The organism is Streptomyces sp. NPDC005722, assembly GCF_040630935.1.
In the GTDB taxonomy this organism is placed as follows: domain Bacteria; phylum Actinomycetota; class Actinomycetes; order Streptomycetales; family Streptomycetaceae; genus Actinacidiphila.
Genome location: NZ_JBEXYN010000018.1, coordinates 38140 through 63983, shown reverse-complemented (window position 1 = coordinate 63983; position 25844 = coordinate 38140). Strand labels below are relative to the sequence as shown.

The window sequence follows — 25844 nt, the reverse complement described above, 5'->3', positions numbered from 1 at the left end:
CCCACACACCGCACCACCTCGTGCTGACGCACCGGCCGAACTCCGCACGTCCCACCCGCACGGCTAGTTCCGCCCGGGCAGCACACCCCGTCTGCCCGGCTGTCCCCGGCCGCCAACCGCGGCCGACGCAGTAGGAGTCCGAGTGAGACGATCCCCCCGCAAGGCAGTCGCGGCCGCCAGTGTGGTCGCCACCGCCGCGTTCATCGCCGTCGGCATACCGGCCACGTCCGCGACGGCGAACGCCGCCCCCCACACGAGCCAGCTCCGCACCGGGGCCCTCGAGGCGAAGCTCACCCCCGCCCAGCGCACCGCGCTGATCAAGAGCGCCGGCGAAAGGACGGCCGTCACGGCCGGGTCCCTGGGTCTGGGCAGCAAGGAGAAGCTGGTCGTCAAGGACGTCGTCAAGGACACCGACGGCACGCTGCACACCCGCTACGAGCGCACCTACGCCGGCCTCCCGGTGCTGGGCGGCGACCTCGTGGTGCACACGCCCGCCAAGGGCGCCGGCACGGTCGGCACGACGTTCAACACCGACCGGAGGATCACGGTCCCCTCGACGACGCCGAAGGTCGCCGAGTCCGCCGCGACCACCGCCGCGCTGAAGACCGCCAAGTCGCTGAAGGCCGAGGCACCCGCCACGGACGGCGCCCGCAAGGTCGTCTGGGCCGGGCAGGGCACGCCGAAGCTGGCCTGGGAGAGCGTCGTCAGCGGTCTGCAGGACGACGGCACGCCGAGCCGGCTGCACGTCGTCACCGACGCCGTGACCGGCAAGGAGCTGTACCGGTTCCAGGACATCAAGACCGGCACCGGCAACACCCAGTACAGCGGCCAGGTGACGCTGTCCACGACGCTGTCCGGCTCGACGTACCAGCTGTACGACACGACCCGCGGCGGCCACAAGACGTACAACCTCAACCGCGGCACCTCCGGCACCGGCACGCTGTTCACCGACGCCGACGACGTGTGGGGCGACGGCACGGGCTCCAACACCCAGACCGCCGGCGCCGACGCCGCCTACGGCGCCCAGACCACCTGGGACTTCTACAAGAGCACCTTCGGCCGCAGCGGCATCCGCAACGACGGTGTCGCCGCGTACTCGCGGGTCCACTACAGCAGCGGCTACGTCAACGCCTTCTGGGACGACAGCTGCTTCTGCATGACCTACGGCGACGGATCGGGCAACACCCACGCGCTGACCTCGCTGGACGTCGCGGGCCACGAGATGAGCCACGGCGTCACCTCGGCCACCGCGAACCTCAACTACTCCGGGGAGTCGGGCGGCCTGAACGAGGCGACCTCCGACATCTTCGGCACCGGCGTCGAGTTCTACGCCAACAACAGCAACGACATCGGTGACTACCTCATCGGTGAAGAGATCAACATCAACGGCAACGGCACCCCGCTGCGCTACCAGGACAAGCCGTCCCGCGACGGCACCTCGCCGGACAACTGGTACTCCGGCATCGGCAACCTGGACGTCCACTACTCCTCGGGCCCGGCGAACCACATGTTCTACCTGCTCTCCGAGGGCAGCGGCGCCAAGGTCATCAACGGGGTCAGCTACAACAGCCCGACCGCCGACGGCATCGCCGTCGCCGGCATCGGCCGCGCCGCCGCGCTTCAGATCTGGTACAAGGCGCTGACCTCGTACATGACGAGCAGCACCAACTACGCGGGCGCCCGCACCGCCGCCCTGAACGCCGCCCAGGCGCTGTACGGCGCCGGCTCCGCACAGTACGCGGGCGTGCAGAACGCCTTCGCGGGCATCGGCGTCGGCAGCCACGCGCCCGTGTCGGGCGTGACGGTCACCAACCCGGGCAACCAGAGCAGCACCGTGGGCACCGCGGTCAGCCTGCAGGTCCAGGCGAGCAGCACCAACAGCGGCGCGCTGAGCTACGCGGCGAGCGGTCTGCCGGCCGGCCTGTCGATCAACGGCTCCACGGGCCTGATCTCCGGCACCCCGACCGCCGCGGGCACGTACAACACCACGGTCACGGTGACCGACTCCGCGGCCAAGACCGGCACCGCCTCGTTCACGTGGACCGTCACCACGCCCGGCAGCTGCGCCTCGGCACAACTGCTCGGCAACCCGGGCTTCGAGTCGGGCAGCGCCTCCTGGACGGCGAGCAGCGGTGTGATCACCAATGACAGCGGCCAGGCCGCCCACGGCGGTTCGTACAAGGCGTGGCTGGACGGCTACGGCTCGACCCACACCGACACGCTCACCCAGTCGGTGACCATCCCGGCCGGCTGCAAGGCGACCTTCACCTTCTGGCTGCACATCGACTCCGCCGAGACGACCACCAGCACCCAGTACGACAAGCTGACGGTCACCGCCGGGTCGACCACCCTGGCCACCTACTCCAACCTCAACAAGGCCTCGGGCTACACCCAGAAGTCCTTCAGCCTGAACTCCTTCGCGGGCTCCACCGTCACCCTGAAGTTCACCGGCACCGAGGACTCCTCGCTGCAGACGAGCTTCGTGGTCGACGACACCGCGGTGAACACCAGCAGCTGATCCCCGTCGGCTGACCGCACACGCCGGGCCCCGGCCGTCGACAGCGACGGCCGGGGCCCGGTCCGCTCCGGTTCCCGCGGGCGTACGGTTCAGCGCAGCACGCCGGCCGTCATCCCCGCCGCCTCGGGCGGTACGGCGATCAGCCCGAGTTCGGCGACCGAGGCGAGCAGCCGGTGCATCGGCAGGACGCGGACGGTGTAGCCGAAGGGGCCGGTCCGGTCGAGCGCGAGCGGGCCCTCGTAGAGCCAGCGGCCCTCCAGGTCAGGCCGGCCGCCCGGTTTGAGGGAGACCACCGTCGGGTCGGCGATGCGGTCGGACTCGTCGACGCGCCCGGACACCACCTGGACGTCCACGTCCCCGGGCTCCAGGCCGCCGAGGGCCACCTGGACCCGCAGGGTGAGCGTGGTGCCGAGCTCGGGCGAGCCGCCGACCGAGGCACCGGTCTCCACGTGGTCGACCCCGACCAGGGGCCACTGCTCGCGCACCCGCCGCTTCCACGCGGCGAGTTCGACGCACTCCCCGCCGCCCGCCAGGCGGTGGGCGCGCGCGGCGGGCGCGTACAGCCGGGTCACGTACTCGCGGACCATGCGCCCGGCGAGCACCTTCGGCCCCAGGGTGCTCAGGGTGTGCCGGACCATCTCGATCCAGCGGACCGGCAGACCGTGCGCGCCGCGGTCGTAGAAGCGGGGCGCGACCTGGTTCTCGATCAGGTCGTAGAGGGCGGCGGCCTCGATGTCGTCGCGGCGGTCGGGGTCGCCGGCCGCGCCGAACCCGTCGGCGGTGGGGATCGCCCACCCGTTGTTGCCGTCGAACCACTCCTCCCACCAGCCGTCCAGGACGGACAGGTTGAGGCAGCCGTTGAGCGCGGCCTTCATCCCCGAGGTGCCGCAGGCCTCCAGCGGCCGCAGCGGGTTGTTCAGCCAGACGTCGCACCCGGGGTAGAGGTGCTGCGCCATGGCCATGTCGTAGTCCGGGAGGAAGACGATGCGGTGCCGCACCCGGGGGTCGTCGGCGAACCGCACCAGCTCCTGCACCAGCCGCTTGCCGCTGTCGTCGGCCGGGTGCGCCTTGCCGGCGACGACGATCTGGATCGGCCGGGACGGGTGCAGCAGCAGCTCCATCAGCCGGTCCTGGTCGCGCAGCATCAGGGTGAGCCGCTTGTACGACGGCACGCGGCGCGCGAAGCCGATGGTCAGCACGTCCGGGTCGAGGACGTCGTCGACCCAGCCCAGCTCGGCGGAACCGGCGCCGCGCTGCCGCCAGGAGGCGCGCACCCGGCGGCGCACCTCCCGCACCAGCTGTTCGCGCAGGTCCCGGCGGAGCTCCCAGATCGCGGCGTCCGGGATGCGGAAGACGCTCTCCCAGGTGTCGGCGAGCCCGGTGGTCATGGCGTCCTCGGCGTTCTGGGCACCGGCCTGGCGGGCGCCGAGCCGGAACACCTCGGGCGCCACCCAGGTGGGTGCGTGCACCCCGTTGGTGATGGAGGTGATCGGCACCTCCTCCGGGTCGAAGCCCGGCCACAGCCCGGCGAACATCTCGCGGCTGACCCCGCCGTGCAGGGTGGACACGCCGTTGGCGCGCTGCGCGAGCCGCAGCCCCATCACCGCCATGTTGAAGACGTTGGGGTCGCCGCCGGGGTAGGTCTCCATCCCCAGCTCCAGCACCCGCTGGACGTCCACGCCGCGCAGCTCGCCCTCGTCGCCGAGGTGCCGGGCGACCAGCTCGCGGTCGAAGCGGTCGATGCCGGCCGGCACAGGGGTGTGGGTGGTGAAGACCGTCCCGGCCCGCACGGCCTCCAGGGCGGAGTCGAAATCCAGCCCTTCTCCCTCGGCGGCGAGCTCGCGGATGCGTTCCAGGCCCAGGAAGCCCGCGTGCCCCTCGTTGGTGTGGAAGACCTCGGGCTCCGGGTGCCCGGTCAGCGCGCAGTAGGTGCGTACGGCGCGGACGCCGCCGATGCCGAGCAGCATCTCCTGGAGCAGCCGGTGCTCGCTGCCGCCGCCGTAGAGGCGGTCGGTGACGTCCCGTTCGTTGGGGTGGTTCTCCTCGACGTCGGAGTCGAGCAGCAGCAGCGGGACGCGGCCGACCCTGGCCAGCCACACGTGGGCGCGCAGGCCGCGTCCGCCGGGGAGGTCCAGGGTGATCAGGACGGGACCGCCGTCCTCGTCGCGCAGCAGCGAGAGCGGCAGCTCGTTGGGGTCGAGCACCGGGTAGTGCTCCTGCTGCCAGCCGTCCCGGGACAGGGACTGGCGGAAGTAGCCGTGCCGGTAGAGCAGGCCGACCCCGATCAGCGGCACGCCCAGGTCGCTGGCCGCCTTGAGATGGTCGCCGGCCAGGATGCCGAGGCCCCCGGAGTACTGCGGCAGCGCGGCGGTGATGCCGAACTCCGGGGAGAAGTACGCCACGGCGGCCGGTAGTTCCCCGGCCTCGGCCGCGCCCTGGTACCAGCGCGGGTTGCCGAGGTAGTCGTGGAGGTCCTCGACGGCGGTGCCGAGCCGGCGGAGGAACCTGCGGTCCTTGGCGAGGGCGTTCAGCCGGTCCTTCGAGACGGCGCCGAGCAGCCGCACCGGGTCGCCGGCCGCCGCTCTCCAGCCCTCGGGGTCGACGGACTGGAACAGCTCCCGGGTCTCGTTGTGCCAGGACCAGCGCAGATTCTGCGCGAGCTCCCCCAGGGGACGTAGTGGTTCGGGCAGGACGGTTCGCACGGTGAATCGACGAATAGCCTTCACATCTCCGACGGTAGCGGCATCTTTCGGTGCGGTGGTGACAACCGGGGACCCAACATCCCGAAGCCGGGCGGCGCCGCGCGGCACCCGTGCCCTGGCGTACCGGCACGTCCCGGGCGCCCCGGGGCCCCCGCGCGCGGTCCCGCCGACGCCTCGTCAGCGTGTCGGGCGGCGGCTACGACCGGCGCTGCAGGGCCGTCGGCCGGAGCGCACCGCGGGGGCTACGACGGACGGCCGGGACGGGGCCACGGAGGGCGGCCCGGCGCCCCGGCGGGGGACGCGCGCCGGCCCGCCGGAGGGTGGCCGGTTGTCTGCGTCCGGGCGCCGCCGGGGCCCCCGGAGCGCAACTTACGCGCCAGTACCCCTTCCCCGGGAGTATTCGACCGTCATCCAATGGGCAGGCTCAACCTTGCGCGACGCGGCGCCGAACCCTCCCCCACCACAACTCGTATCCGCCCACCCGAGTGAACGCGGACAGGAGCGGTCATGCCCACAGGCAGGCATCCGAAGGAGCAGATAAAAAGAGCGGAAGGTACCCGTCCGGCCACCCGCACAAACTGGTGAGGCGCAATGATCGGTCGCATCCCCGTACTGGACGTCCGCCCGCTGGTCGACTGCGGCCGCCGCCCCGCCAAGGCCGTGGTCGGCGAGACCTTCCAGGTCACCGCCACGGTGTTCCGTGAGGGACACGACGCGGTGGCGGCGAACGTGGTCCTGCGCAACCCCGCCGGACGTTCCGGGCCACGGATCCCCATGCGCGAACTCGCCCCCGGCACCGACCGGTGGGGCGCCGAGGTGACGCCCACCGCGGAGGGCCGCTGGACGTACACGGTGGAGGCCTGGAGCGATCCGGTGGCCACCTGGCGGCACCACGCGGGCATCAAGGTCCCGGCGGGCATCGACACCGAACTGGTCCTCGCGGAGGGGGCCGAACTGCACGAGCGCGCGGCGGCCGGGGTACCCAAGAAGGACGGCCGCGCCGTGGTGCTGGCCGCGGTCGACGCCCTGCGCGACACCTCCCGCACCCCCGCCGAGCGGCACACCGCCGCCCTCGCGCCCGACGTGCTGGAGGTCCTCGGCCGGCACCCGCTGCGCGACCTGGTGAGCGCCTCCCGTCCGGCCGCCCTCCAGGTGGAGCGGCAGCGGGCGCTGTTCGGGTCCTGGTACGAGATGTTCCCCCGGTCCGAGGGCGCCGTGGTGGACCCCACGGGCCGGCGACCACCGAGGTCCGGCACCTTCCGCACGGCCGCCGAGCGACTGCCGGCGATCGCCGCGATGGGCTTCGACGTGGTCTACCTGCCGCCCGTCCACCCGATCGGCTCAGCGTTCCGCAAGGGACCGGACAACACGCTCGACGCCGGCCCCCACGACGTGGGCTCGCCCTGGGCAATCGGCTCCGCGGAGGGCGGTCACGACGCCGTCCACCCGGACCTCGGGACGATCGAGGACTTCGACTTCTTCGTGGAGCGGGCACGCGAGCTGCGGCTGGAGATCGCCCTGGACTTCGCGCTGCAGTGCTCGCCCGACCACCCGTGGGTCGGCAAGCACCCCGAGTGGTTCACCACCCGGGCGGACGGCTCGATCGCGTACGCCGAGAACCCGCCGAAGAAGTACCAGGACATCTACCCGGTCGCCTTCGACGCCGACTTCGCCGGCATCGTCCAGGAGACCGAGCGGGTGCTGCGGCACTGGATGGACCACGGGGTGCGGATCTTCCGGGTCGACAACCCGCACACCAAACCGGTGGTCTTCTGGGAGAAGGTCATCGCCGCGGTCAACCGCACCGACCCCGACGTCATCTTCCTGGCGGAGGCGTTCACCCGTCCGGCCATGATGCACACGCTGGCCCAGATCGGCTTCCAGCAGTCGTACACGTACTTCACCTGGCGCAACGGCAAGCAGGAGCTGACGGAGTACCTGACGGAGCTGTCCGGCGAGACCGCGAGCTACATGCGGCCCAACTTCTTCGTCAACACCCCGGACATCCTGCACGCCTACCTGCAGCACGGCGGCCGCCCGGCGTTCGAGGCGCGTGCGGTCCTGGCGGCGACCCTTTCCCCCACATGGGGGGTGTACGCCGGATATGAGCTCTGTGAGAACGCGCCGGTGCGCGAGGGAAGCGAAGAGTACCTACACTCGGAGAAGTACGAGCTCAAGCCCCGCGACTGGGCGGCAGCCGAGGCCGACGGCCGTTCGCTGGCTCCGCTGCTCACCACGCTGAACCGGCTGCGACGCCGCCACCCCGCGCTCCAGCAGCTACGCGACCTGCGCTTCCACCCCGTGAACAACGACGCGGTGCTGGCGTACTCCAAGCGCTCGGGCGACGGCAGCGACGTCGTACTGGTGGTCGTCAACCTGGACCCGCACCACACCCAGGAGGCGACCGTCTCGTTGAACATGCCGGAACTCGGCCTCGCATGGCACGAGTCCATCCCGGTGCGCGACGAGCTCACCGGCGAGACCTACCACTGGGGCAGGGACAACTATGTGCGCCTCGAGCCGGGCCGCGCGCCCGCGCACATCCTCACCCTGCGACCTACTCCATCGACAGGAGGGTCACCCACTTGATCGTCAACGAACCCGTACCTGACACGTTCGAAGACACCCCGGCCAAGGACCGGGACCCCGACTGGTTCAAGCGGGCCGTCTTCTACGAAGTGCTCGTACGGTCCTTCCAGGACAGCAACGGCGACGGCATCGGCGACCTCAAGGGACTCACCGCCAAACTGGACTATCTGCAGTGGCTGGGCGTCGACTGCCTGTGGCTGCCGCCGTTCTTCGCCTCGCCGCTGCGGGACGGGGGCTACGACGTCGCCGACTACACGGCCGTACTCCCGGAGTTCGGCGACCTGGCCGACTTCGTGGAATTCGTGGACGCCTCCCACCAACGCGGGATGCGGGTGATCATCGACTTCGTCGTCAACCACACCAGCGACCAGCACGAATGGTTCCAGCAGTCCCGCACGGACCCGGACGGCCCCTACGGCGACTACTACGTCTGGGCGGACGACGACAAGCAGTACCAGGACGCCCGGATCATCTTCGTGGACACCGAGAGCTCCAACTGGACGTTCGACCCGGTGCGCAAGCAGTACTACTGGCACCGCTTCTTCTCGCACCAGCCGGACCTCAACTACGAGAACCCCAAGGTCCAGGAGGAGATCCTGGCCGCCCTGCGGTTCTGGCTGGACCTCGGCATCGACGGCTTCCGGCTGGACGCGGTGCCGTACCTGTACCAGGAGGAAGGCACCAACTGCGAGAACCTGCCGCGCACCCACGACTTCCTGAAGATGGTGCGCGAGGAGATCGACGCCCACTACCCGGACACGGTCCTGCTCGCCGAGGCCAACCAGTGGCCGGAGGACGTGGTCGACTACTTCGGCGACTACGCCAAGGGCGGCGACGAGTGCCACATGGCCTTCCACTTCCCCGTCATGCCGCGCATCTTCATGGCGGTGCGCCGGGAGTCGCGCTACCCGGTCTCGGAGATCCTGGCCAAGACCCCGGCCATCCCGGGCAACTGCCAGTGGGGCATCTTCCTGCGCAACCACGACGAGCTGACGCTCGAGATGGTGACGGACGAAGAGCGCGACTACATGTACGCGGAGTACGCCAAGGACCCGCGGATGCGGGCCAACATCGGCATCCGCCGCCGGCTCTCCCCGCTGCTGGACAACGACCGCAACCAGATCGAGCTGTTCACCGCCCTGCTGCTCTCCCTGCCGGGCTCGCCGATCCTCTACTACGGGGACGAGATCGGCATGGGCGACAACATCTGGCTCGGTGACCGCGACGCGGTGCGCACCCCCATGCAGTGGACCCCGGACCGCAACGCGGGCTTCTCCTCCTGCGACCCGGGCCGGCTCTACCTGCCGACCATCATGGACCCGGTCTACGGCTACCAAGTCACCAACGTCGAGGCGCAGATGAGCTCCCCGAGCTCCCTGCTGCACTGGACCCGCCGGATGGTCGAGATCCGCAAGCAGAACCCGGCCTTCGGCCTCGGCTCGTACACCGAGCTGCCCTCCACCAACCCGGCCGTCCTGGCCTTCCTGCGCGAGTACAAGGACGACCTCGTCCTGTGCGTCAACAACTTCTCGCGCTTCGCCCAGCCCACCGAGCTCGACCTGCGGGCCTTCACCGGCCGGCACCCCGTCGAGCTGATCGGCGGGGTGCGTTTCCCGGCCGTCGGCGAATGGCCCTACCTGCTCACCCTCGCCGGTCACGGCTTCTACTGGTTCCGGCTGCGCCGCGAAACGGTGTAGGCGGACCCGCCGGGTGACGGCGACCCGGCGGCCCGGCACGGTTTCGTGCCGGGCCGCGGGGGCAGGCTCCCCCTGCCGGATCCAGCGTCATATCGGATGCTGTACGGGCCCTTGTCCCTCGTACGCCAAGTACGCCAATTGCTCCACCGGCTCGGATGATATTCGTCCGACACGTCCCACTCGTCGGACCATCGCCGCAGCGCCCCCCTTCACTTAGGGAACCAGCAGGCCCGGCACCCGAGGAAAGGACGTCATGTCGGACACCTCGTGGCTTCGCACCTCCGCAGTCCGGTCGGGGACCACCGTGCCCCCGGCGCCGGGGCTGCTCTCCGCGCTCGTCCCGATGCTGCGGGAGTGGCTGCCCCGGCAGCGGTGGTTCGCCGGGAAGGGGCGGCCGATCAGCGGCTTCGGACTGGTCTCGGCCACCGAACTGCTGCCCGCCGACGGACGGCTGGGCACCCCGGGACTGCTCCATCTGCTGCTCGACGTCCACCAGGACGTGCAGCAGCGGATGCCCGGCACCGGGCACGGGCAGCCGGCCGACACCTACCAGTTGCTGCTGGGCACCCGGGCGCTGCTGCCGCCCGCGCTCGCGCCCGCCCTCGTCGGGCACGCGGTCGGCGGGCCGCTGGACGGCCTGACGATCTACGAGGCGCTGCACGACCCGCGTCTGACGTCCCTGCTGCTGGAACGGCTACGCGCGCCCGGCCGTACCGGGCACCTGCGCTTCGGCTCCGAGCCGGGCGCGGCGATCCCGGCGGGGCTGGCGCCCCGGCTGTCCACCGCGGAGCAGTCCAACAGCTCGGTCATCTACGGCGACGCCTTCATCCTCAAGCTGTTCCGGCGGGTCGCCCCCGGCCCCAACCCGGACCTGGAGCTCTCCCTCGCCCTGGCGCGGGCCGGGTCGCGGCGCGTGGCCGCGCCCTCCGCCTGGTTCGAGGCGCTCGGCCTGTACGACGAGCCCGCCACGCTCGGGGTGCTGCAGCGTTTCCTGCCCGGTTCCGCCGGGGCGTGGGAACTCGCCCTGCAGGCCGTCGAGGACGGCTCGGACTTCTCCGGCGAGGCGCACGCGCTGGGGCGCGCCACCGCCGAGGTCCACCTCGCGCTGGCGCGCGCCCTGCCGACGAGCACCCTGCGCCGTCCGCAGATCGAACTGCTCGCGGCCGCGATGGCCGGACGGCTGGACGCCGCCGCGGCGGCGGTGCCGGCCCTGCGGCCGTACCGCGCGGCGCTGCGGGCCGCCTACGACGACCTCGCCGCCCTCGGCACGCGCGGCACCACGCTGGCCGCGCAGCGCATCCACGGCGACCTCCACCTCGGCCAGGCCCTGCGCACGGCTCCCGGAGAGTGGGTGCTGATCGACTTCGAGGGCGAGCCGGCCCGGCCGCTGCCCGAACGCCGCCGTCCCGCGCCCCCGGTGCAGGACGTCGCCGGGATGCTGCGCTCCTTCGACTACGCCGCCCGGCACCACGACCCGTCCGCCTCCGGGGCGCCCGAATGGGCTCAGGCGCAACGCGCCGCCTTCTGCGCGGGCTACGCGGAGGCCGCCGGGACCGATCCGCGGGACGAGCCCGTCGTCATACGAGCCCACGAGACGGACAAGGCCGTCTACGAAGTGCTCTACGAGGCCAGGCACCGGCCCGCCTGGCTCCCCATCCCCATGGCCGCGGTGCGCCGTCTGGCGCAGCCGCCGCACGGCCGCACCCCCTGACCGGGCACCCCCACGCCCCATCCGAGGAGGACCTGATCGTGACCGATCGCCAGCCGCTCCCCGACGCCACCCCCGGCACCCCCGGCGCGGGCGGGAACGGGAGGGCCCGTACCGAACGTCCCGCCCGCGGCACCGGGTCCGAGGGCTCGGCTCCCCCGCCGCCCCCCGCCGCCGCGCCGACCCCGCCGGCCCCGGCCACCCGGCCGCCGAAGGCCGCGGGCACGAAACCGGCACGCGGGGGGAAGGCGGCCGGCGCGCGACCCGCGGCGAAGGGCGGCAGCCCGGCCGCCGCGGACCTCCCGCAGCCGGACGCGTCCGGCTCCTCCGAGGCCGTCGCGCGGGGCTACGACCCCGCCGGGTCCGAGCGCCCGCCCGCCTCGGGCACCGCTCCGCGCACCGCGCCCCCCGCGGGGGTCGGCCACCAGGCGCCGCCGCCCGCGCCCGAGGTCGCTCCGGTCGCGGGCCCCGTGACCGGCGACGTCCCACCGGCCCCCGAACTCGACCCGGGCGAGCGCCGGCGGCTGCTGGACGGCGCCCACCACGACCCGCACGGGCTGCTCGGCGTCCACCGTGTGGCGGACGGCCTGGCCTTCCGGGCGCTGCGGCCGTACGCACGCAGCGTGGCCGTCCTCACCGGCGGTACGCGGACGGTGCTGAACCACGAGGGCGACGGGCTGTTCAGCGGTGTGCTGCCACTGACGGAGGTCCCCGCGTACCGGCTGGCCGTCGCCTACGACGGCGACGAGCACGAGGTCGACGACCCGTACCGCTTCCTGCCCGCGCTCGGCGAGTTCGACCTGCACCTCGTGCACGAGGGGCGGCACGAGCAGTTGTGGCAGGCACTGGGCGCCGAGCCCATGACCCACGAGGGCGTCACCGGCACCCGGTTCACGGTGTGGGCGCCCAACGCGCGCGGTGTGCGCGTGGTAGGCGACTTCACCTACTGGGACGGCACCGCCTTCCCGATGCGCTCGCTGGGCTCGTCCGGCGTGTGGGAGCTGTTCCTGCCGGAGGTCGGCGAGGGGCAGCGCTACAAGTTCGAGGTCTGCGGCGCGGACGGCGGACGGCGGCTGAAGGCCGACCCGATGGCCCGCCGCACGGAAGAGCCGCCCGCCACCGCCTCCGTCGTCACCGCGTCCCGGTACGTGTGGCAGGACGCCGAGTGGATGGCCTCGCGCGGCCGGCTGCCCGTGCACGAGTCGCCCTTCTCGGTGTACGAGGTGCACCTCGCCTCCTGGCGGCCGGGGCTGTCCTACCGCGAACTGGCCGAGCAGCTCCCGGCGTACGTGCGCGACCTGGGCTTCACGCACGTGGAGCTGATGCCGGTCGCCGAGCACCCCTTCGGCGGCTCCTGGGGCTACCAGGTCACCTCGTACTACGCGCCGACCGCCCGGATGGGCACCCCGGACGACTTCCGGTACCTGGTGGACGCACTGCACCGGGCGGGCATCGGCGTCATCATGGACTGGGTGCCGGCCCACTTCCCCAAGGACGACTGGGCACTGGCGGACTTCGACGGCACCAACCTCTACGAGCACCCCTGGCGCGGGGACCATCCCGACTGGGGGACGCTGGAGTTCGACTTCGGGCGCACCGAGGTCCGCAACTTCCTGGTGGCCAACGCGGTCTACTGGTGCGAGGAGTTCCACATCGACGGCCTGCGGGTCGACGCGGTCGCCTCGATGCTCTACCTCGACTACTCGCGCGAGGACGGCGAGTGGGCGCCGAACGCCTACGGCGGCCGCGAGGACCTGGACGCCGTCGCCTTCCTGCAGGAGATGAACGCGACCGTCTACCGGCGCTGCCCGGGCGTCGTCACGATCGCGGAGGAGTCCACCGCCTGGGACGGCGTCACGCGCCCCACCCACCACGTCGGCCCGGCCGGCTTCGGCGGGCTCGGCTTCGGCCTGAAGTGGAACATGGGCTGGATGCACGACTCGCTGGAGTACATCAAGCACGAGCCGGTGCACCGCAAGTACCACCACAACGAGATGACCTTCTCGATGGTGTACGCCTACAGCGAGAACTACGTCCTGCCGATCTCGCACGACGAGGTCGTCCACGGCAAGGGCGCCCTGGTGGCGAAGATGCCCGGCGACTGGTGGCAGCAGCGCGCCACCCACCGCGCCTATCTCGGCTTCATGTGGGCCCACCCGGGCAAGCAACTGCTCTTCATGGGCCAGGAGTTCGCCCAGGGCGCGGAGTGGTCCCACGACCACGGCCCGGACTGGTGGCTGCTCGACGAGACCTACTCCGCGGCGGGCGACCACCGCGGCGTACGGGACCTCGTCCGGGACCTCAACACCCTCTACCGGGCGACGCCTCCGCTGTGGCAGCGCGACACCACCCCGGACGGCTTCGCCTGGCTCGACGGCGGCGCCGCCGAGGACAACGTCTTCTCCTTCGTGCGCCTGGACGCCGGGGGGAAGCCGCTGGTCGCGGTCAGCAACTTCTCGCCGGTCGTCCGGCACGGCTACCGGATCGGCGTGCCCGACGGGGTGGAGGCGCTGCGGGAGGTGCTCAACACCGACGCCGCCGCGTACGGCGGGAGCGACGTCACCAACCCCGAGCCGCTGAAGTCCGAACCGGTCGCCTGGAACGGCCGGCGCCAGAGCGTGCAGCTCACGCTGCCCCCGCTGGCGACGGTCTGGCTGCGCCCCGCCTGACCGGGCGTCCCGGCCTGCGGCGCGCGCGGCCTGCCTGCACCACACCAGGTGCGGGCAGGCCGGCGCGGTGAACGTCCCCGCGTCCAGGCGGCGTTCCCACCACAGGCGCCGGGCGGGACACCATGGTTCCTATGGCAGTGACACAGCAACTCGCGCGGGTGACCGCGGAGTTCCTGGCCCGGTGCCGTGTCGCGGCCCGGGAGTCCCCGGACGCCGACCCGGGGTGGGACCCGCCCCGGGAGGACCTCCTCGACCTCGACTGGGCACCGGCCACGCTCCTGAAGGTGTGCCGTGCCGCGGGCGTCGCGGCGCCGGCCCTGGCCGCGCTGGACCGCGCACTGAACGGCGATCCGGCCGTCGACGTCGCCTTCCTGGACCACCCGAACGCCGTGGGCGTGTTCGGGCCGCCTCCCGCCGCGACCGCCCCGGCGGGCGTGGGCCTGGTCGCGGAGGGCCTGGCGGCGATCGACTGGGCCGCGGTGCGGGCGCACGGGGCGGACCACGGGATGCCGGGCGTCCGGGACCCCTGGGGATACCTGACGGAGCACTTCACCGCGCTGCGGGCCTTCTGCGAAGAGGCCTCGCGGCGCGGGCTGTACGTCGTCGTGTGGTGGGACTGAGCGGGCGCCGGCAGGCGCGCCCCTGCCGGGGACCGGTCCTCCGGGGCGGGGTCAGCGACCGTCGCGCGGGCCCCAGGCGTCGATCACGGCCTCGGCCGGGTGGCAGCCGAGGACGTACTCCCCCACCCACTCCTCGGCGCCGTCGAAGCCCGACTCCGCGACGATGCGGGCGGCCGCGGACTCGCGGTCGTAGCGGGTGCGCCGCAGCTGGACGCCGTCCGCGCCCAGGAGAACCCAGTGGGCGCCGGGGCGGCCGTACGGCATGCCGACGCTGCCGGGGTTGACGACCAGGCGGCCGTGGGCGATCCGGGCGTAGGGCATGTGGGTGTGGCCGCAGACGACGGTCTCCACCTGCGGGGCGACACCGGTCATCACCTCGGCCCAGCGCCCGGCGCGGGAGTCGACGAGCACGATCTCCTCGTCGTCGCGCGGGGTGGCGTGGCAGAACAGCGTCCGGCCCGCGCCCTCCACCTCCAGTTCCACGGTGTCCGGGAGTCCGGCCAGCAGGGTCACCTGGTCCTCACGGAGCCGCCCCGCCGCCCAGTCCGACTCCGGGTGGCCGGTGGTCGTACCCGTGCGGCGGTGCTCGACCAGTTCCCGGTCGGCGTTGCCGCGGATCCACAGGGCGCGCTCGCCGAGGCCGCGGAGCGCGTCGAGCGTGGGCACCGGCATGGGCCCCGCCGCGTGGTCCCCGGTGAGGACCACCCGCTCGGCGGCGCGGACGTCGGGCTCCGCGAGCACCGCCTCCAGGGCCGGCAGGTTGCCGTGGACGTCGGACAGGACCGCGACTCGTCTCAGCACACCCCTCACCCTGCCCGTCGTCCCGGGCGGTGCGCCGCGCGTTCGCCGAGGGCGTGACGGCCGGAGCACCGGCGGGGCCCGCCGGGAGCGGGAGTTCGGCCGGACGCCTACTGGGCGGCCGCCCCCGGCACGCCCATACTGGGGTCACTGCGGGATTCAGCGAGGACCGGGGGGCCGCGGACGATGGTGAGCGAACGGGATCTGCTGCCGGACCTGTTCTGGGCCGCCGACCGGGCGTCGCTGCGGGGTCAGTGGCAGACCGTACGGCTGTCGCGGCAGCAGCTCGGCCTGCTCACGGTGGCCTCCGTCTTCAGCTCGTTCGACGTCACCGCGGGCCGTCTGCACTGGGCCTCGTGGCTCGCGGCCGCGCTGTTCGCGTACGCCGCGTGGACGACCTGGGTGATCCACCGCCAGAACCCGCAGGCCCTCTGGTACGAGGGCCGGGCGCTGGCGGAGTCGATGAAGACGCTCGCCTGGAAGTACTCGGTGCGCGCCGACCCCTTCACGCCGCCCGGCGACGAACGCGACCCCGACGCCCTGTACCGGCTGCAGCTCGGCGACGTCCTGCACACCTTCCGCCGCAGCAGGGCCCTGCCCTCCCGCGTCGACACGGGCATCACCCCGGGGATGCGGCGGCTGCGGGACGCGCCGCTGCGCGTACGGCACGACGTGTACCTGCGGGAGCGCATCCGGGTGCAGCACGAGTGGTACACGATGAAGGCGGCCCGCTGCGAGGTGAACGGGCGCCGGGCGGGACGCCTGGCGATGGCGTTCCCGCTGCTCGGGGTCCTCTTCCTGGTCCTGCGGGCGGGCGGCTGGTCCCCCTTCGACACCCTGGGCTTCGTGTCGGCCATCACGGCCTCGGTCGCGGCCTGGGCGCAGCTGCGCCAGTACAGCCCGCTGGCCGCGGCGTACCGGGTGGCCGCGGACGAACTGGAGCTGATCCGGGTGCAGCTGGCGTCGCTGGACCTGGAGGACCCGCATGCCGAGCACCTGTGGTCGCAGCTGACCCGGGACGCGGAGGACGCCGTGTCCCGGGAGCACACCACCTGGCAGGCGAGGCGCGAGATGCGGGTGTGAGGACGGGGACGGGACGGGCCGGAGGACACACGAGAGGGGCGCTCGGGTGCGTGTGGTGCGGGCGGGGGACGGGCGGGAACTGGCGGTCGAGACCCGGGGCGACGTGCGGGGCAGGCCCGTGTTCCTGCTGCACGGAACGCCCGGCAGCCGGCTCGGCCCGGTGCCGCGCAGTGCGGTGCTGTACCGGCTGGGGGTGCGGCTGATCTCCTTCGACCGTCCCGGGTACGGCGGTTCGGAGCGGCTGCCCGGCCGACGGGTCGCGGATGCCGCGGCGGACGTCGCGACGATCGCCGACGCCATGGGCCTCGACGCCTTCGCGGTGGTCGGCCGCTCGGGCGGCGGCCCGCACTCGCTGGCGTGCGCGGCTCTGCTGCCGGACCGGGTGACGCGGGTGGCGGTGCTGGTGGGGCTCGCGCCCCGGGACGCGCAGGGGCTCGCCTGGTACGCGGGGATGACCCGTTCCAACGTCCGCGACCACACGACCGCCGACGCCGCGCAGCGCCGGCTCGCCGCCCGGCTGGAACTGCGCTCGCGCACCATCCGCGACGACCCGGCCAGCCTGCTCGCCGTGCTCCGGGAGGAGATGCCGGTGCCGGACCAGCGGGTGATCGCCGACGCGGGTCTGCGCACGATGCTGCTGCGCACCTACGCGGAGGCGTTGCGCACCTCGGCGGACGGCTGGATCGACGACACCCTGGCGTTCAACCGGGGCTGGGGGTTCGGCCTGGACCGCATCACGGCGCCGGTGCTGCTGTGGCACGGCGAGGACGACGTGTTCTCGCCGGTGGCGCACTCCCGCTGGCTGGCCGAGCACATCCCCGGCGCGACCATGGTGGTGCAGCCGGGGGCCGCGCACTTCGCGGCCCTGTCCGTGCTGCCCCGGGTGCTGGCGTGGGCGGCCGCCGGGGGCGGCCGGGAGCGTTCGGTGCCCGCCTGAGCGCCGCTCACACCGGCTGCGGTTCCAGGTCCCGGTTGACCCGGTACCACTCGCGGGCGGCGCGGCTGAGGGGGTGCTCCTCGCCGAGCAGCCGTGCACACTCGGGGAGCACCTTGGCGCGGATCGCCTGCGCCCGGGCGTGCCGGCCGGACTGCCGCAGGGCGTAGGCGAGGTTGATCTCGCAGGCCAGGGCGTCCGGGTGCTCGGGGCCGTAGCGCTCGGTGAGCCCGCGCAGGGCGGTCTCCAGGAGGGTCACGGCCCGGTCGCTGTCGCCCAGTTCGCCCGTCGCGTTGCCCAGGTTGATCGTGCAGTTGAGGGTGTACGGGTGGCGGGGGCCGACGGCGCGTTCCAGGCGGGCCAGGGTGTCGTTGCCGACCGCGACCGCCTCCTCCGCGTTGCCGCTGCCGCGCAGGTAGATGGCGAGGTTGTTGCGGCAGGCCAGGGTGAACGGGTGGTCGTCGCCGAGCATCCGCCGGTAGGCGGCGAGGACGTCCGTGGCCAGGTCGCGGGCCTTCTGCTTGTCGCCGGCGGCCGAGTAGTCGGCGGCGAGGTTGAGGGCGCAGGCGAGCGTGTCGGGCATATCGGGTCCGTACCGCTCCAGGTAGCGGTCGTAGGTCACCTGGGTGAGCCGCATCGCCTCGGGGGCACGACCCGCCTTGCGCAGCGAGACCGCGAGGCTCTTGGCGTTGCGGAGAATCTCGGGCACGTCGGGGTTGAGGACGTCCTGGAAGACGTCCATCACCTCCTCGAGCATCGCGACGGAACCGGTGTAGTCGCCGATCTCCCGCAGGTCGCGCGCGAGGTTGGCCTTGGTGGACAGGGTGTACGGATGCCGGTCGCCTAGCATCGGGGTGCGCCGGTCCACGGTCTCCTGGTCCAGGCGGCGGGCGAGTTCGGAGTCCCCGGTGAGCCGGTAGTCGATGGCGAGGTTGTTGGCCGCGACGAGCGAGCGCGGGTGCTGCTCGCCGAAGATGTCCTTGAAGCCGGCGTGGATCTCCTCGTCGCGTTCCCTGGCCTCCTGGAAGAGGCCAAGTCCCCGGAGGTCGGCGGCGAGGCTGCCTCCGGTGATCAGGGTGTACGGGTGGCCGGGGGACAGCAACGCGCTCTGCCGGGCCAGGGTGTCCTCGTCGTACCGCCGGGCCTCCTGGTACCTGCCCTGCGAGCGCAGCACATTGGCGAGCTCGAACTGCAGGTTGAGGGTCTGCAGGTCGTCCTCACCAAGGGACTGCTTCCACATGCCGAGCAGTTGCTCGGCCAGCAGCCGGGCCTGCTCCAGCTCACCGCTCTTCCACAGGTAGCGGACGCGGTCGACCAGCAGCTGACGCGGCTTCTCCTCCCGGCAAGCCTCGGCCTGCGAGGGGGCGAGGTGCGGCCAGATCAGCTCGAACCCGGGCCAGTTCGCCGGGTCGTTGATGGCGTCCTCCGGCGGCCGGGCCTCGGCGAGGATGCGGTGGACCTCGTGCATCGTGTCCTGCCGGTCCGCCTCCGACATCTCCGAGCGCACGGCGGCCTGCACCAGCCGGTGCACCTGGATGCTGTTGTCGGCGGGGTCGACCTTGGCCAGGCCGAAGCGGTTGAGCGCCTGGATGACCTTGCCGAGCATGTAGCGGTCGCGCAGTTCGGGGTCATGGGGCAGCAGCGCCTGGATCATCAAGTCGCCAGTGATCAAGGTCATCGAGATCGGCTCGGCCGCGAAGAACGCGCACAGCTCCAGCAGCCGTGCGGCGGCCCTGGACTGGTCCCGCAGGCGGCTGATGGAAATCCTCCAGGTCGCGCCCAACTCCTGGGGGTAGCCGGCGGCGGTGTTGACCGACAGCGTCCTGGTCGTCTGCTCCTTGAGCTGGTGTACGTACACGTCGACGGGGGTGGCGGTCTCGGCGAGCCACGCGGCGGCCACCTCGACGGCCAGGGGCAGGTCACCGACGGCCTCGGCGACCTGCCCGGCGTCCTCCCGGCCCATGCCACCGACCCGGCGCCGCAGGTGCTCCACGCTCTCCGAACGGTTGAAGACCTCGATCTCCAGGGGCTCGGTGGCACCCGTCGGCGGCTTGTTCCGGCCGGTGACGACGATGTGGCCGCGCCCCCCGGGGAAGAAGCGGCGCACCCGCTCGGGGTCGTCGACGTTGTCGAAGACCAGCAGCCAGCGCGGGAAGCGGGTGCCGGTGGCCAGCTCGTCGCGGGCCGCCTCGGCGGCCTCCGAGACGCTGTCGCCGACGCGCAGTTCCAGGCGGCGGGCCAGTTCGGCGAGGGAGGGCGCGATCCGGTCCTCCTGCTCCGCCTCGATCCACCACACCAGGTCGTAGTCGGCCTTGAAGCGGTGCGCGTACTCCAGCGCCACCTGTGTCTTGCCGACGCCGCCGAGGCCGTGGAGCGTCTGCGGGAACGGCTGGACGGACGGGTTGCCGCCGCCCAGGCGGTCGCGGAGCCGGTCCAGGACGGTGGAGCGCCCGGTGAAGACGGTGTTGCGGGGCCTGAGGTTGGACACCTTGGGGTCGCCGACGGGGTAGCGCGGGCCGCCGGACATGGCGGTCCCGGCGAGGTCCGCCTCGTCACGTCCGAGGGCCCGCAGCAGCGTGCCGGCGGCCGCGGCGTGGTCGAGCCGCACCAGGCTGACCGGGCTGCGCTGGGCCAGCGGCGGGCCCGGCCGCACGTCGCCGACCCGGATCGGCAGCAGTTGGTGCTGCGGACCCGAGGGGTCGGTGCCGGCGCTCGACTCCCACACCCGCACGGCCCGCCGGGAGCGCAGGTAGGCGGCGGAGAGCACGACGAGGGTGCGGGAGGAGGCCCCGGCCACGGCAGGCTGTTCCGCGGGGGCGGTGTGGGTCTCCACGTCCCAGGGGACGACCCGGAAGCCGGCCCGGGTCAGGATCCACTCGATCCAGTCCGCCCACATGCGGTCCTCGGGCACGTACGCCAGCACCACGGAGAGCGGCGGGACGGGCCTGCGCCGGGTGAACTCCGCTGCCCAGCGGAGCCTCTCGGACTCCGCGATGGGGGGCAGCGACGTCACCAAGCCGCCGGAGACGACGGAGGTGAGGCGTTCGCAGGCCGACAGCATCGAGCTGGACAGGCCCCGGGCGTCCCCGAAGGTCGCCAGGATCTCCTCGTAGGCGTAGAAGGGGCGGTACGGGATCTCCACCGACCCCCAGTACGCGACGAGTTCGTCGTGACGCATCCCGGCCGGCAGGCCCTCGAACTGGGCTCGGGCCAGCGCCCGCCCGGCGTCCGCCTTCTCCTTCTCGCCGTCGTCGATGCGCATCGGCACCGGGAAGATGCGGATGCCGCGGCCGTTGTAGCGCTCGTGGATGTCCCGGGCGACGGCGGCGGCACCGTAGATGCTCTGGTCGCTGAGGGTGAAGCAGACCACCAGTTCGTCGGGCATGTGGACGGTACAGATGTCGGCGATGTCACTGAGGCCGGTGCGGCTGTCGATGAGGACGTAGTCGTAGTGGCGCCGCATGTCCGCGCGCATGGCGTCGAGGAACTGGCCGCCGCCGAAGCGGTCGTAGAAGACGTCCCAGTCGATGCCGGTGAGCGCGGTGGAGTAGTTGCGGTCCTGCCGGCCGGCGGACAGGTAGTCCAGGCTGCCGCCGTCGGGAAAGGCCCAGTTGAGGGATATGGCGTGCGGGCGGACCCGGGCGAACTGACGGTGCCAGTCGGGGGGCCGCGGCACGTCGCGCAGCGCCTCCTCGCGGTACTCGGTGATCAGGTCGATCATGCCGGTGGTGGCCGCGAGCGCGGAGGAGTCGAGGAAGGGGTGGAAGAAGCGGAAGAGGCCGGGGGCCTCCAGGTCCCAGTCGACCGTCAGCACCCGGTGGCCGTTGGCGGCGAGGATCCACGCGGTGTTCGCCAGGGCCATGGTCCGTCCGGTTCCGCCCTTGTAGGAATAGAACGTGATCACACGTCCGTTACGGCTCTCGGTCATCCTCGCCCTCCGGCTTGTCGGGTTCCGTGATACCGCGGCCGTCGTGCGAGGAGGAACGCTCGGGTCCGTACGCTCCCACGGACGGACCCCGCAACCTCGGGCGCTGGGCCTGCGGGCCCTGTGGCGGGGTTGCCGGAGCATGGGCGGCGTAGTGCTTGGCCGCGTGTCGTACAGCCCGGACCACGTCGTCGCTGAACGCCTCGAGACTCGGGATGCCGTTGCGGATGTAGCGCCCGCCCGGGCCATCGGCGGAGCCGGGGTCGAGGGCATCTTCAGCGAGGCGCCGTAGTGTCTCCTCGCGGCCGTTGGACTCCGGGTCGGCGCGGTTCCACGGCACCAGTACGCTGACCCACGGTCGGCGCTCGCTGCCGAAGCGGCTCAGCAGTTCCCGTCGGTCGGACGACTCCAGGGCCCAGCGGTCGAGCAACAGCAGGCCGGGAGCCGAGGGGGTGGGGTCCAGCAGGCGGTCCACTTCCTCCTCGAACACCCCGACGCTGACCCGGTAGTCGAGGTTGCGCGCCAGGTCGGCCGCGTGGTCGGCGAGCGGCCGGCTGCTCTGCGGGCAGTACGGATTCCAATCGCGCGGCGAGGACCCGTAGCAGGTGGCGCTACGGCCCGCGGGCAATTCCTCGGTGTCGCAGCAGGCGAGCACGGTCACGCGCAGCGGCCGACTGGCACCCGGGGGCCCGAAGGCGCTGGGGACGTGGTGGTAGTCGAGGTGGCGACCTGTGGTGATCTTGGTGTCCTCGACGACCTGCACGATGCGCTGGGCCAGGCGGTACACGGCCCGTTCGTACTCGTGCTTCAGATAACTGAGCTTGATCAGCCCGTAGAAGCCCTCGGCGGCGTAGTCCTCACCGAAGTCCGCGTGGTTGAACTGCAGTCCTTCCGCCGGGCCCGGCATGTCGCGGGTGGGGACCGGCACCCACAGCGCGGGCACGATGCCGGATATCGGGCGGTCGTACCGGGACCGGTGGTGGAGGGCACGCAGCGAGAAGGCATACCACTCCTTTCCGCACTGCGGACTGCGGAAGTACCGGGGGGAATAGAGCGGGACGAAGACCCGGCAGTGCGCGAGCGCCTCTGCGAGCGATTCCGGCCAGCCCTCGCCGACGTTCATCCCCCGGTCCATGAAGCCTGCCCTCACCCCGGCGGGGAGAGTTGTCATCTGCAGGATGTGCGCGCAGAGGTCGTTGTAGAGCTTGACGACCCACAGGTCGGGGTCGGGGTCGGAAGGCTCGTTCCTGGGGGTGTGCGCATAGCTGAGGAAGAAGTACGGCTTGTCCGAGACGTCGCCCTGCCCCACGGGTAATGCCATGCGCCATCTCCCCCGCCCGACCTACACGACTCCGCTCCACCCCTCGTGAGGGAACCTCAGTGTAGGAACCGCCAATTCTCCGGCGGAATAGCGCATGACCATCAATGTTGCCGGGATTTCGTCAACGGCCGTTGCTCAGCCGCCATTTGGCGATGACGTCCACGGCATCGGCGATCGGCACCAGATGGCAGGCGGCGCCGCCGAGGGGACCGTCCAGCACCGTGCACTCGCTCGCCACCACCGGGACCGGCCCCGGGAAGTGCCGGTCGTCGATGTCGGGCGCCTCGAAGTGCACCCACTCCTTGCCGCCGTCCTCCGTGCGCACCACGGCCTGGTAGGGGCAGTCTGGCGGCGGGACCGCCCGGTAGCCGGCGAGGTGGTAGGCGGTGCAGACCCACGGGTCCACGTCGATCAGCAGGGCTCGGGCCCGCAGGTCGTAGAGGCGTGCGGTGGGCGAGTCCTCGCCCAGGGGGCTCTCCAGCGCGTGGCCGTCGGTGACGAAGCGCGCGGCCGGACCGAAGGCGGTGAAGGAGGTGTGCGGGTGCGCGCTGCGCAGCGCGCCCGCGAGCAGCCGGACCTCTTCGCCGAGCCGTCCCACGCTGGGCGAGACGGGCGTGGTCAGCGGGTCGAAGGCGGGCATCGCCGCGCGGTACGCGGCCAGTTCCGCCTCGTCCATGCCCTCGGTGTGCTGCCGGTCGACCCTGGAGGTGACCGAGTTCTCCGGGGTCGCCGCGTACGCCACGAGGGTGCCGTGGTCGCCGAGCGCCGCCCGCAGGGCCGCGATCACGGTGCGGGCGCCGCCCTCGACGGGGCCGATCGACTTCAGCGAGCCCTGGACGAGCAGCACCTCCCCCGGCTCGACGCCCAGCGCGCGCAGGTCCCGGGTCAGGCTTTGCAGGGTGTGCACGTCAGATTCCGTTCAGTTCGGAGAGCCAGGGGGCGACGGTGCGGGCCATGCCGTCCGCGAACCGTTCGCCGAGCGGGGTGAGGGATCCGCTGCCGGCCAGCCGGTCGACCGCCTCCGCGGTCTCGCGGGTCCAGCGGGCGAAGGGCGCGGCCGCCCCGGGGGCGCCCCGGCGGGCCTGGGCACGCCAGTACTCGGCGACGGCGACGTGCGCGTACGTCCCCTGGAGCAGCCCCTCCAGCGGGCGCGGGTCGGGGCGCCACGGGGCGTGGAAGAGGCGGGTGTCCCGCGGGTCGTACAGATCCATCAGGTCCAGTACGGCACCGAGCTTGACGTGCTGGAACTCGTGGGCCAGGAGCAGGGCCAGCGTGACCGGCGCCGCGGGCCGCGCGATGCCGACCGCGCCGAAGGCCTGCCGGGCGGCGCCGCTGACGTCGCTGCCGTCGTCCGGCGGGACCAGCGGGGTGACGGTGCCGAGTCCGGCGGCCAGTCCCGGCGCGTAGCGGGGCAGTTCACGGCCGAGGAAGTCCCAGGCGGCGACCAGGTCCTCGTGCCAGGCCTTGACCTCGGCCTCGTCCTGCCGGGGCACCGGGGGCCACTGGTGGGCGTTGCGGTAGGGGTCGGCGTCCTCCAGCGCCACGCTCCAGCCGGCCGGGCCGACCCGCCGTACCGGGTGCCAGCGCGCGTCCCCCTGGTCGTGCGCGGCGATCCGCAGCGTCCGGCCGTCGGCGCGCACGCCGAACCCGTCGGCGTCCGCGGTCACTTCGGCCTCCTCGCCGTCGGGGGCGCCGACCAGGACACGGCCGAGGCCGGGCAGCCGTACCGCTCCGTCGCGCACCGGGACCCGTACGGTCGCGCGATACCGGCCGGCGGCCCGCACCACGGAGGCGGCCGCCACCTCGGCGAGCCCGGCCACGTCCGCCCCGCCGTCGCCGCCCGTCTCCAGGCAGTGCCGGGCCCAGGGCCGGACGTACGGGTGGGCGAGCACCTCGTCCAGGGCCTGCGGCGCGGCCTCGTCGACCTCGGCGAGCACCCGCCAGACCGCGGCCGTCCTGCCGCCCCGGGGAGCGCGCTCCCAGACGGCGGTGAGCAGGCCGCGGGTGATCTCCAGTTGCTCGGCGGCGAGCGCGGCGACGGTCGCGGCGTCGCCGTAGCCGGCGGCCAGTTGATCGATCTGGTCCTCCGTCAAGGGGGACTGGGGCTGCTGCCCCGACGCGGTGCTCACCGGATTCTCCCGTTCCGTCTCCTCGGCCTCGCGGATGCCGAGGATCAACTCCATCAGGTCGGCGCAGTACGAGGACGGGTTCGCGAATCCGGAACCCGCGCGGTATCGATGCGCATACAGTCCCCCGCCGCAGACGTCGACGACCGGGCAGCGGCGGCACTCGTCGCACAGCCCGTCCTTGCCCTGCCGCCGTGCCGTGATGCCGGGGTGGGCGGCGACCTCGTCCAGGGAGTGGGCGAACACGTCCATCCCGGTGGCGGGGGCGCCGTCGTAGGCGGTCTTGAGCGAGTCGGCCTGCTCGAAGGTGCCGTCGGTCTCGATCACGACGAGGTCGACCGGGTCGGTGCCGATCGACTCGACGAGGCTGCTGCCGCCGCGCAGCATGCGGCTCACGGAGTCGAAGACCCGCACGGGCACCGGGCGGCCCTCGGCCGTCCAGCGGCGGTGGACGGTCAGCAGCCACTGCGCGTAGGGCGCCCGGGCGCCGCCGGGGCGCGCGGGCGGGGCGTCGTGGGTGGCGTGGGGCAGCAGGAAGTCGACGCGGGGCGGTTCGAGCGCCATCAGCGCCTCGTACACCGCCACGGGGTCGTTCTCGACGTCGATGGTGCAGAGCAGACCGCCGAACAGATGGCGGTAGCGCGGCTCGCGGAGCAGCCCGATCGAGGCCACCACCTTGTCGTAGCTGCCGCGTCCGTCGGCGAACCGGCGGTGGCGGTCGTTCTCGGCCCTGCCGCCGTCCAGGGAGACGCCGACCGAGACGCCGAACTCGTCGAAGACGTCGCAGAACCGTTCGTCCAGGAGGACGGCGTTGGTCTGGATGCCGAGTTCGAGGGCGCACACGCCGTCCAGCGCCCCGCGCAGTGCCGCGGCGGCGCGGCGGATCCGCGCCGGGCCGGCGAGCAGGGGTTCCCCCCCGTGGAACACCACCTGGACGGCGGGGAGCCGGTGCGCCGCGGCATGTTCCGCGATCCGCACCGCCACACGTCCGACCACCTCGTCCGGCGTGGCGCGGACCCGCGTCTTCCAGCTGGTGTCGGCGTGCTCGTAGACGTAGCAGTGGTCGCACGCCAGGTCGCACCGGCTGTGCAACTTGAGCACGAACTGCGACAACGGCCTTGGTTGCTCTGGCACTTCCACGACTGTGTACCCCG

General features: G+C 72.7%; 14 protein-coding genes. 8 read left to right on the top strand and 6 right to left on the bottom strand.

Annotated features, from left to right (window positions below):
* Positions 1-142: 142 nt before the first annotated feature.
* On the top strand, positions 143-2518 hold the full coding sequence (locus ABZ479_RS21710; RefSeq protein ID WP_500463114.1) for a M4 family metallopeptidase: 2376 nt from the start codon (positions 143-145) through the stop codon (positions 2516-2518).
* An 89-nt stretch (positions 2519-2607) separates the two neighbouring features.
* Here the strand turns inward: ABZ479_RS21710 and glgP are convergent, their stop codons facing one another.
* Positions 2608-5244, bottom strand: coding sequence for an alpha-glucan family phosphorylase (gene glgP, locus ABZ479_RS21705; protein WP_500463113.1), 2637 nt, complete (start codon positions 5242-5244; stop codon positions 2608-2610).
* A gap of 567 nt (positions 5245-5811) precedes the next feature.
* On the opposite strand from glgP, the gene ABZ479_RS21700 reads away from it, so the two are divergent.
* The 5 genes from ABZ479_RS21700 to ABZ479_RS21680 all read left to right on the top strand — a co-directional run bounded on the left by ABZ479_RS21700 (position 5812) and on the right by ABZ479_RS21680 (position 14503).
* Positions 5812-7809 (top strand): alpha-1,4-glucan--maltose-1-phosphate maltosyltransferase, encoded by a 1998-nt coding sequence (locus ABZ479_RS21700; RefSeq protein WP_500463112.1) that lies wholly within the window; start codon positions 5812-5814, stop codon positions 7807-7809.
* Complete coding sequence (gene treS, locus ABZ479_RS21695) at positions 7806-9506, top strand: maltose alpha-D-glucosyltransferase (protein ID WP_499602389.1); 1701 nt, start codon at positions 7806-7808, stop codon at positions 9504-9506. Before ABZ479_RS21700 ends, treS begins: the two co-directional genes overlap by 4 nt.
* Before the next feature lie 253 nt (positions 9507-9759).
* Positions 9760-11217, top strand: a complete 1458-nt coding sequence (locus ABZ479_RS21690) for a maltokinase N-terminal cap-like domain-containing protein (protein WP_500463111.1) — start codon at positions 9760-9762, stop codon at positions 11215-11217.
* Between the two features lie 38 nt (positions 11218-11255).
* On the top strand, positions 11256-13883 hold the full coding sequence (gene glgB / locus ABZ479_RS21685; RefSeq protein WP_500463110.1) for a 1,4-alpha-glucan branching enzyme: 2628 nt from the start codon (positions 11256-11258) through the stop codon (positions 13881-13883).
* Positions 13884-14014: 131 nt separating this feature from the next.
* A complete protein-coding gene (locus ABZ479_RS21680; RefSeq protein ID WP_500463109.1) occupies positions 14015-14503 on the top strand; it encodes a DUF1877 family protein in 489 nt (162 codons plus the stop codon).
* A 51-nt stretch (positions 14504-14554) separates the two neighbouring features.
* On the opposite strand, the gene ABZ479_RS21675 is transcribed toward ABZ479_RS21680, so the two are convergent.
* Positions 14555-15304 (bottom strand): metallophosphoesterase family protein, encoded by a 750-nt coding sequence (locus ABZ479_RS21675; RefSeq protein ID WP_500463108.1) that lies wholly within the window; start codon positions 15302-15304, stop codon positions 14555-14557.
* A 183-nt stretch (positions 15305-15487) separates the two neighbouring features.
* Here ABZ479_RS21675 and ABZ479_RS21670 point away from each other — a divergent pair, with 183 nt between their 5' ends.
* Both ABZ479_RS21670 and ABZ479_RS21665 read left to right on the top strand, forming a co-directional pair.
* On the top strand, positions 15488-16384 hold the full coding sequence (locus ABZ479_RS21670; protein ID WP_499602398.1) for a DUF4231 domain-containing protein: 897 nt from the start codon (positions 15488-15490) through the stop codon (positions 16382-16384).
* Positions 16385-16430: 46 nt separating this feature from the next.
* The gene (locus ABZ479_RS21665; protein ID WP_500463107.1) at positions 16431-17321 is read left to right on the top strand and encodes an alpha/beta fold hydrolase; all 891 of its coding nucleotides are present in this window, start codon (positions 16431-16433) and stop codon (positions 17319-17321) included.
* 7 nt (positions 17322-17328) lie between these two features.
* On the opposite strand, the gene fxsT is transcribed toward ABZ479_RS21665, so the two are convergent.
* The 4 genes from fxsT to ABZ479_RS21645 form a co-directional block, all read right to left on the bottom strand.
* A complete protein-coding gene (fxsT, locus tag ABZ479_RS21660; protein ID WP_500463106.1) occupies positions 17329-21246 on the bottom strand; it encodes an FxSxx-COOH system tetratricopeptide repeat protein in 3918 nt (1305 codons plus the stop codon).
* A complete protein-coding gene (locus ABZ479_RS21655; protein ID WP_500463105.1) occupies positions 21230-22564 on the bottom strand; it encodes a TIR-like protein FxsC in 1335 nt (444 codons plus the stop codon). The genes fxsT and ABZ479_RS21655 overlap by 17 nt, the downstream gene beginning before the upstream one ends.
* 121 nt (positions 22565-22685) lie before the next feature.
* A complete protein-coding gene (locus ABZ479_RS21650; protein ID WP_500463104.1) occupies positions 22686-23471 on the bottom strand; it encodes an AAC(3) family N-acetyltransferase in 786 nt (261 codons plus the stop codon).
* Between the two features lies 1 nt (position 23472).
* Entirely contained in the window at positions 23473-25824 is a 2352-nt protein-coding gene (locus ABZ479_RS21645) for an FxsB family cyclophane-forming radical SAM/SPASM peptide maturase (RefSeq protein ID WP_500463103.1), read from the bottom strand.
* Positions 25825-25844 lie beyond the last annotated feature (20 nt).

What these genes read in the sequence shown, in the direction of transcription:
- ABZ479_RS21700 (WP_500463112.1), top strand. Translation starts at nt 5,812, where the DNA reads ATGATCGGTCGCATCCCCGTACTGGACGTCCGCCCGCTGGTCGACTGC.
- ABZ479_RS21655 (WP_500463105.1), bottom strand. Translation starts at nt 22,564, where the DNA reads ATGGCATTACCCGTGGGGCAGGGCGACGTCTCGGACAAGCCGTACTTC.
- ABZ479_RS21680 (WP_500463109.1), top strand. Translation starts at nt 14,015, where the DNA reads ATGGCAGTGACACAGCAACTCGCGCGGGTGACCGCGGAGTTCCTGGCC.
- ABZ479_RS21690 (WP_500463111.1), top strand. Translation starts at nt 9,760, where the DNA reads ATGTCGGACACCTCGTGGCTTCGCACCTCCGCAGTCCGGTCGGGGACC.
- ABZ479_RS21670 (WP_499602398.1), top strand. Translation starts at nt 15,488, where the DNA reads ATGGTGAGCGAACGGGATCTGCTGCCGGACCTGTTCTGGGCCGCCGAC.
- fxsT (WP_500463106.1), bottom strand. Translation starts at nt 21,246, where the DNA reads ATGACCGAGAGCCGTAACGGACGTGTGATCACGTTCTATTCCTACAAG.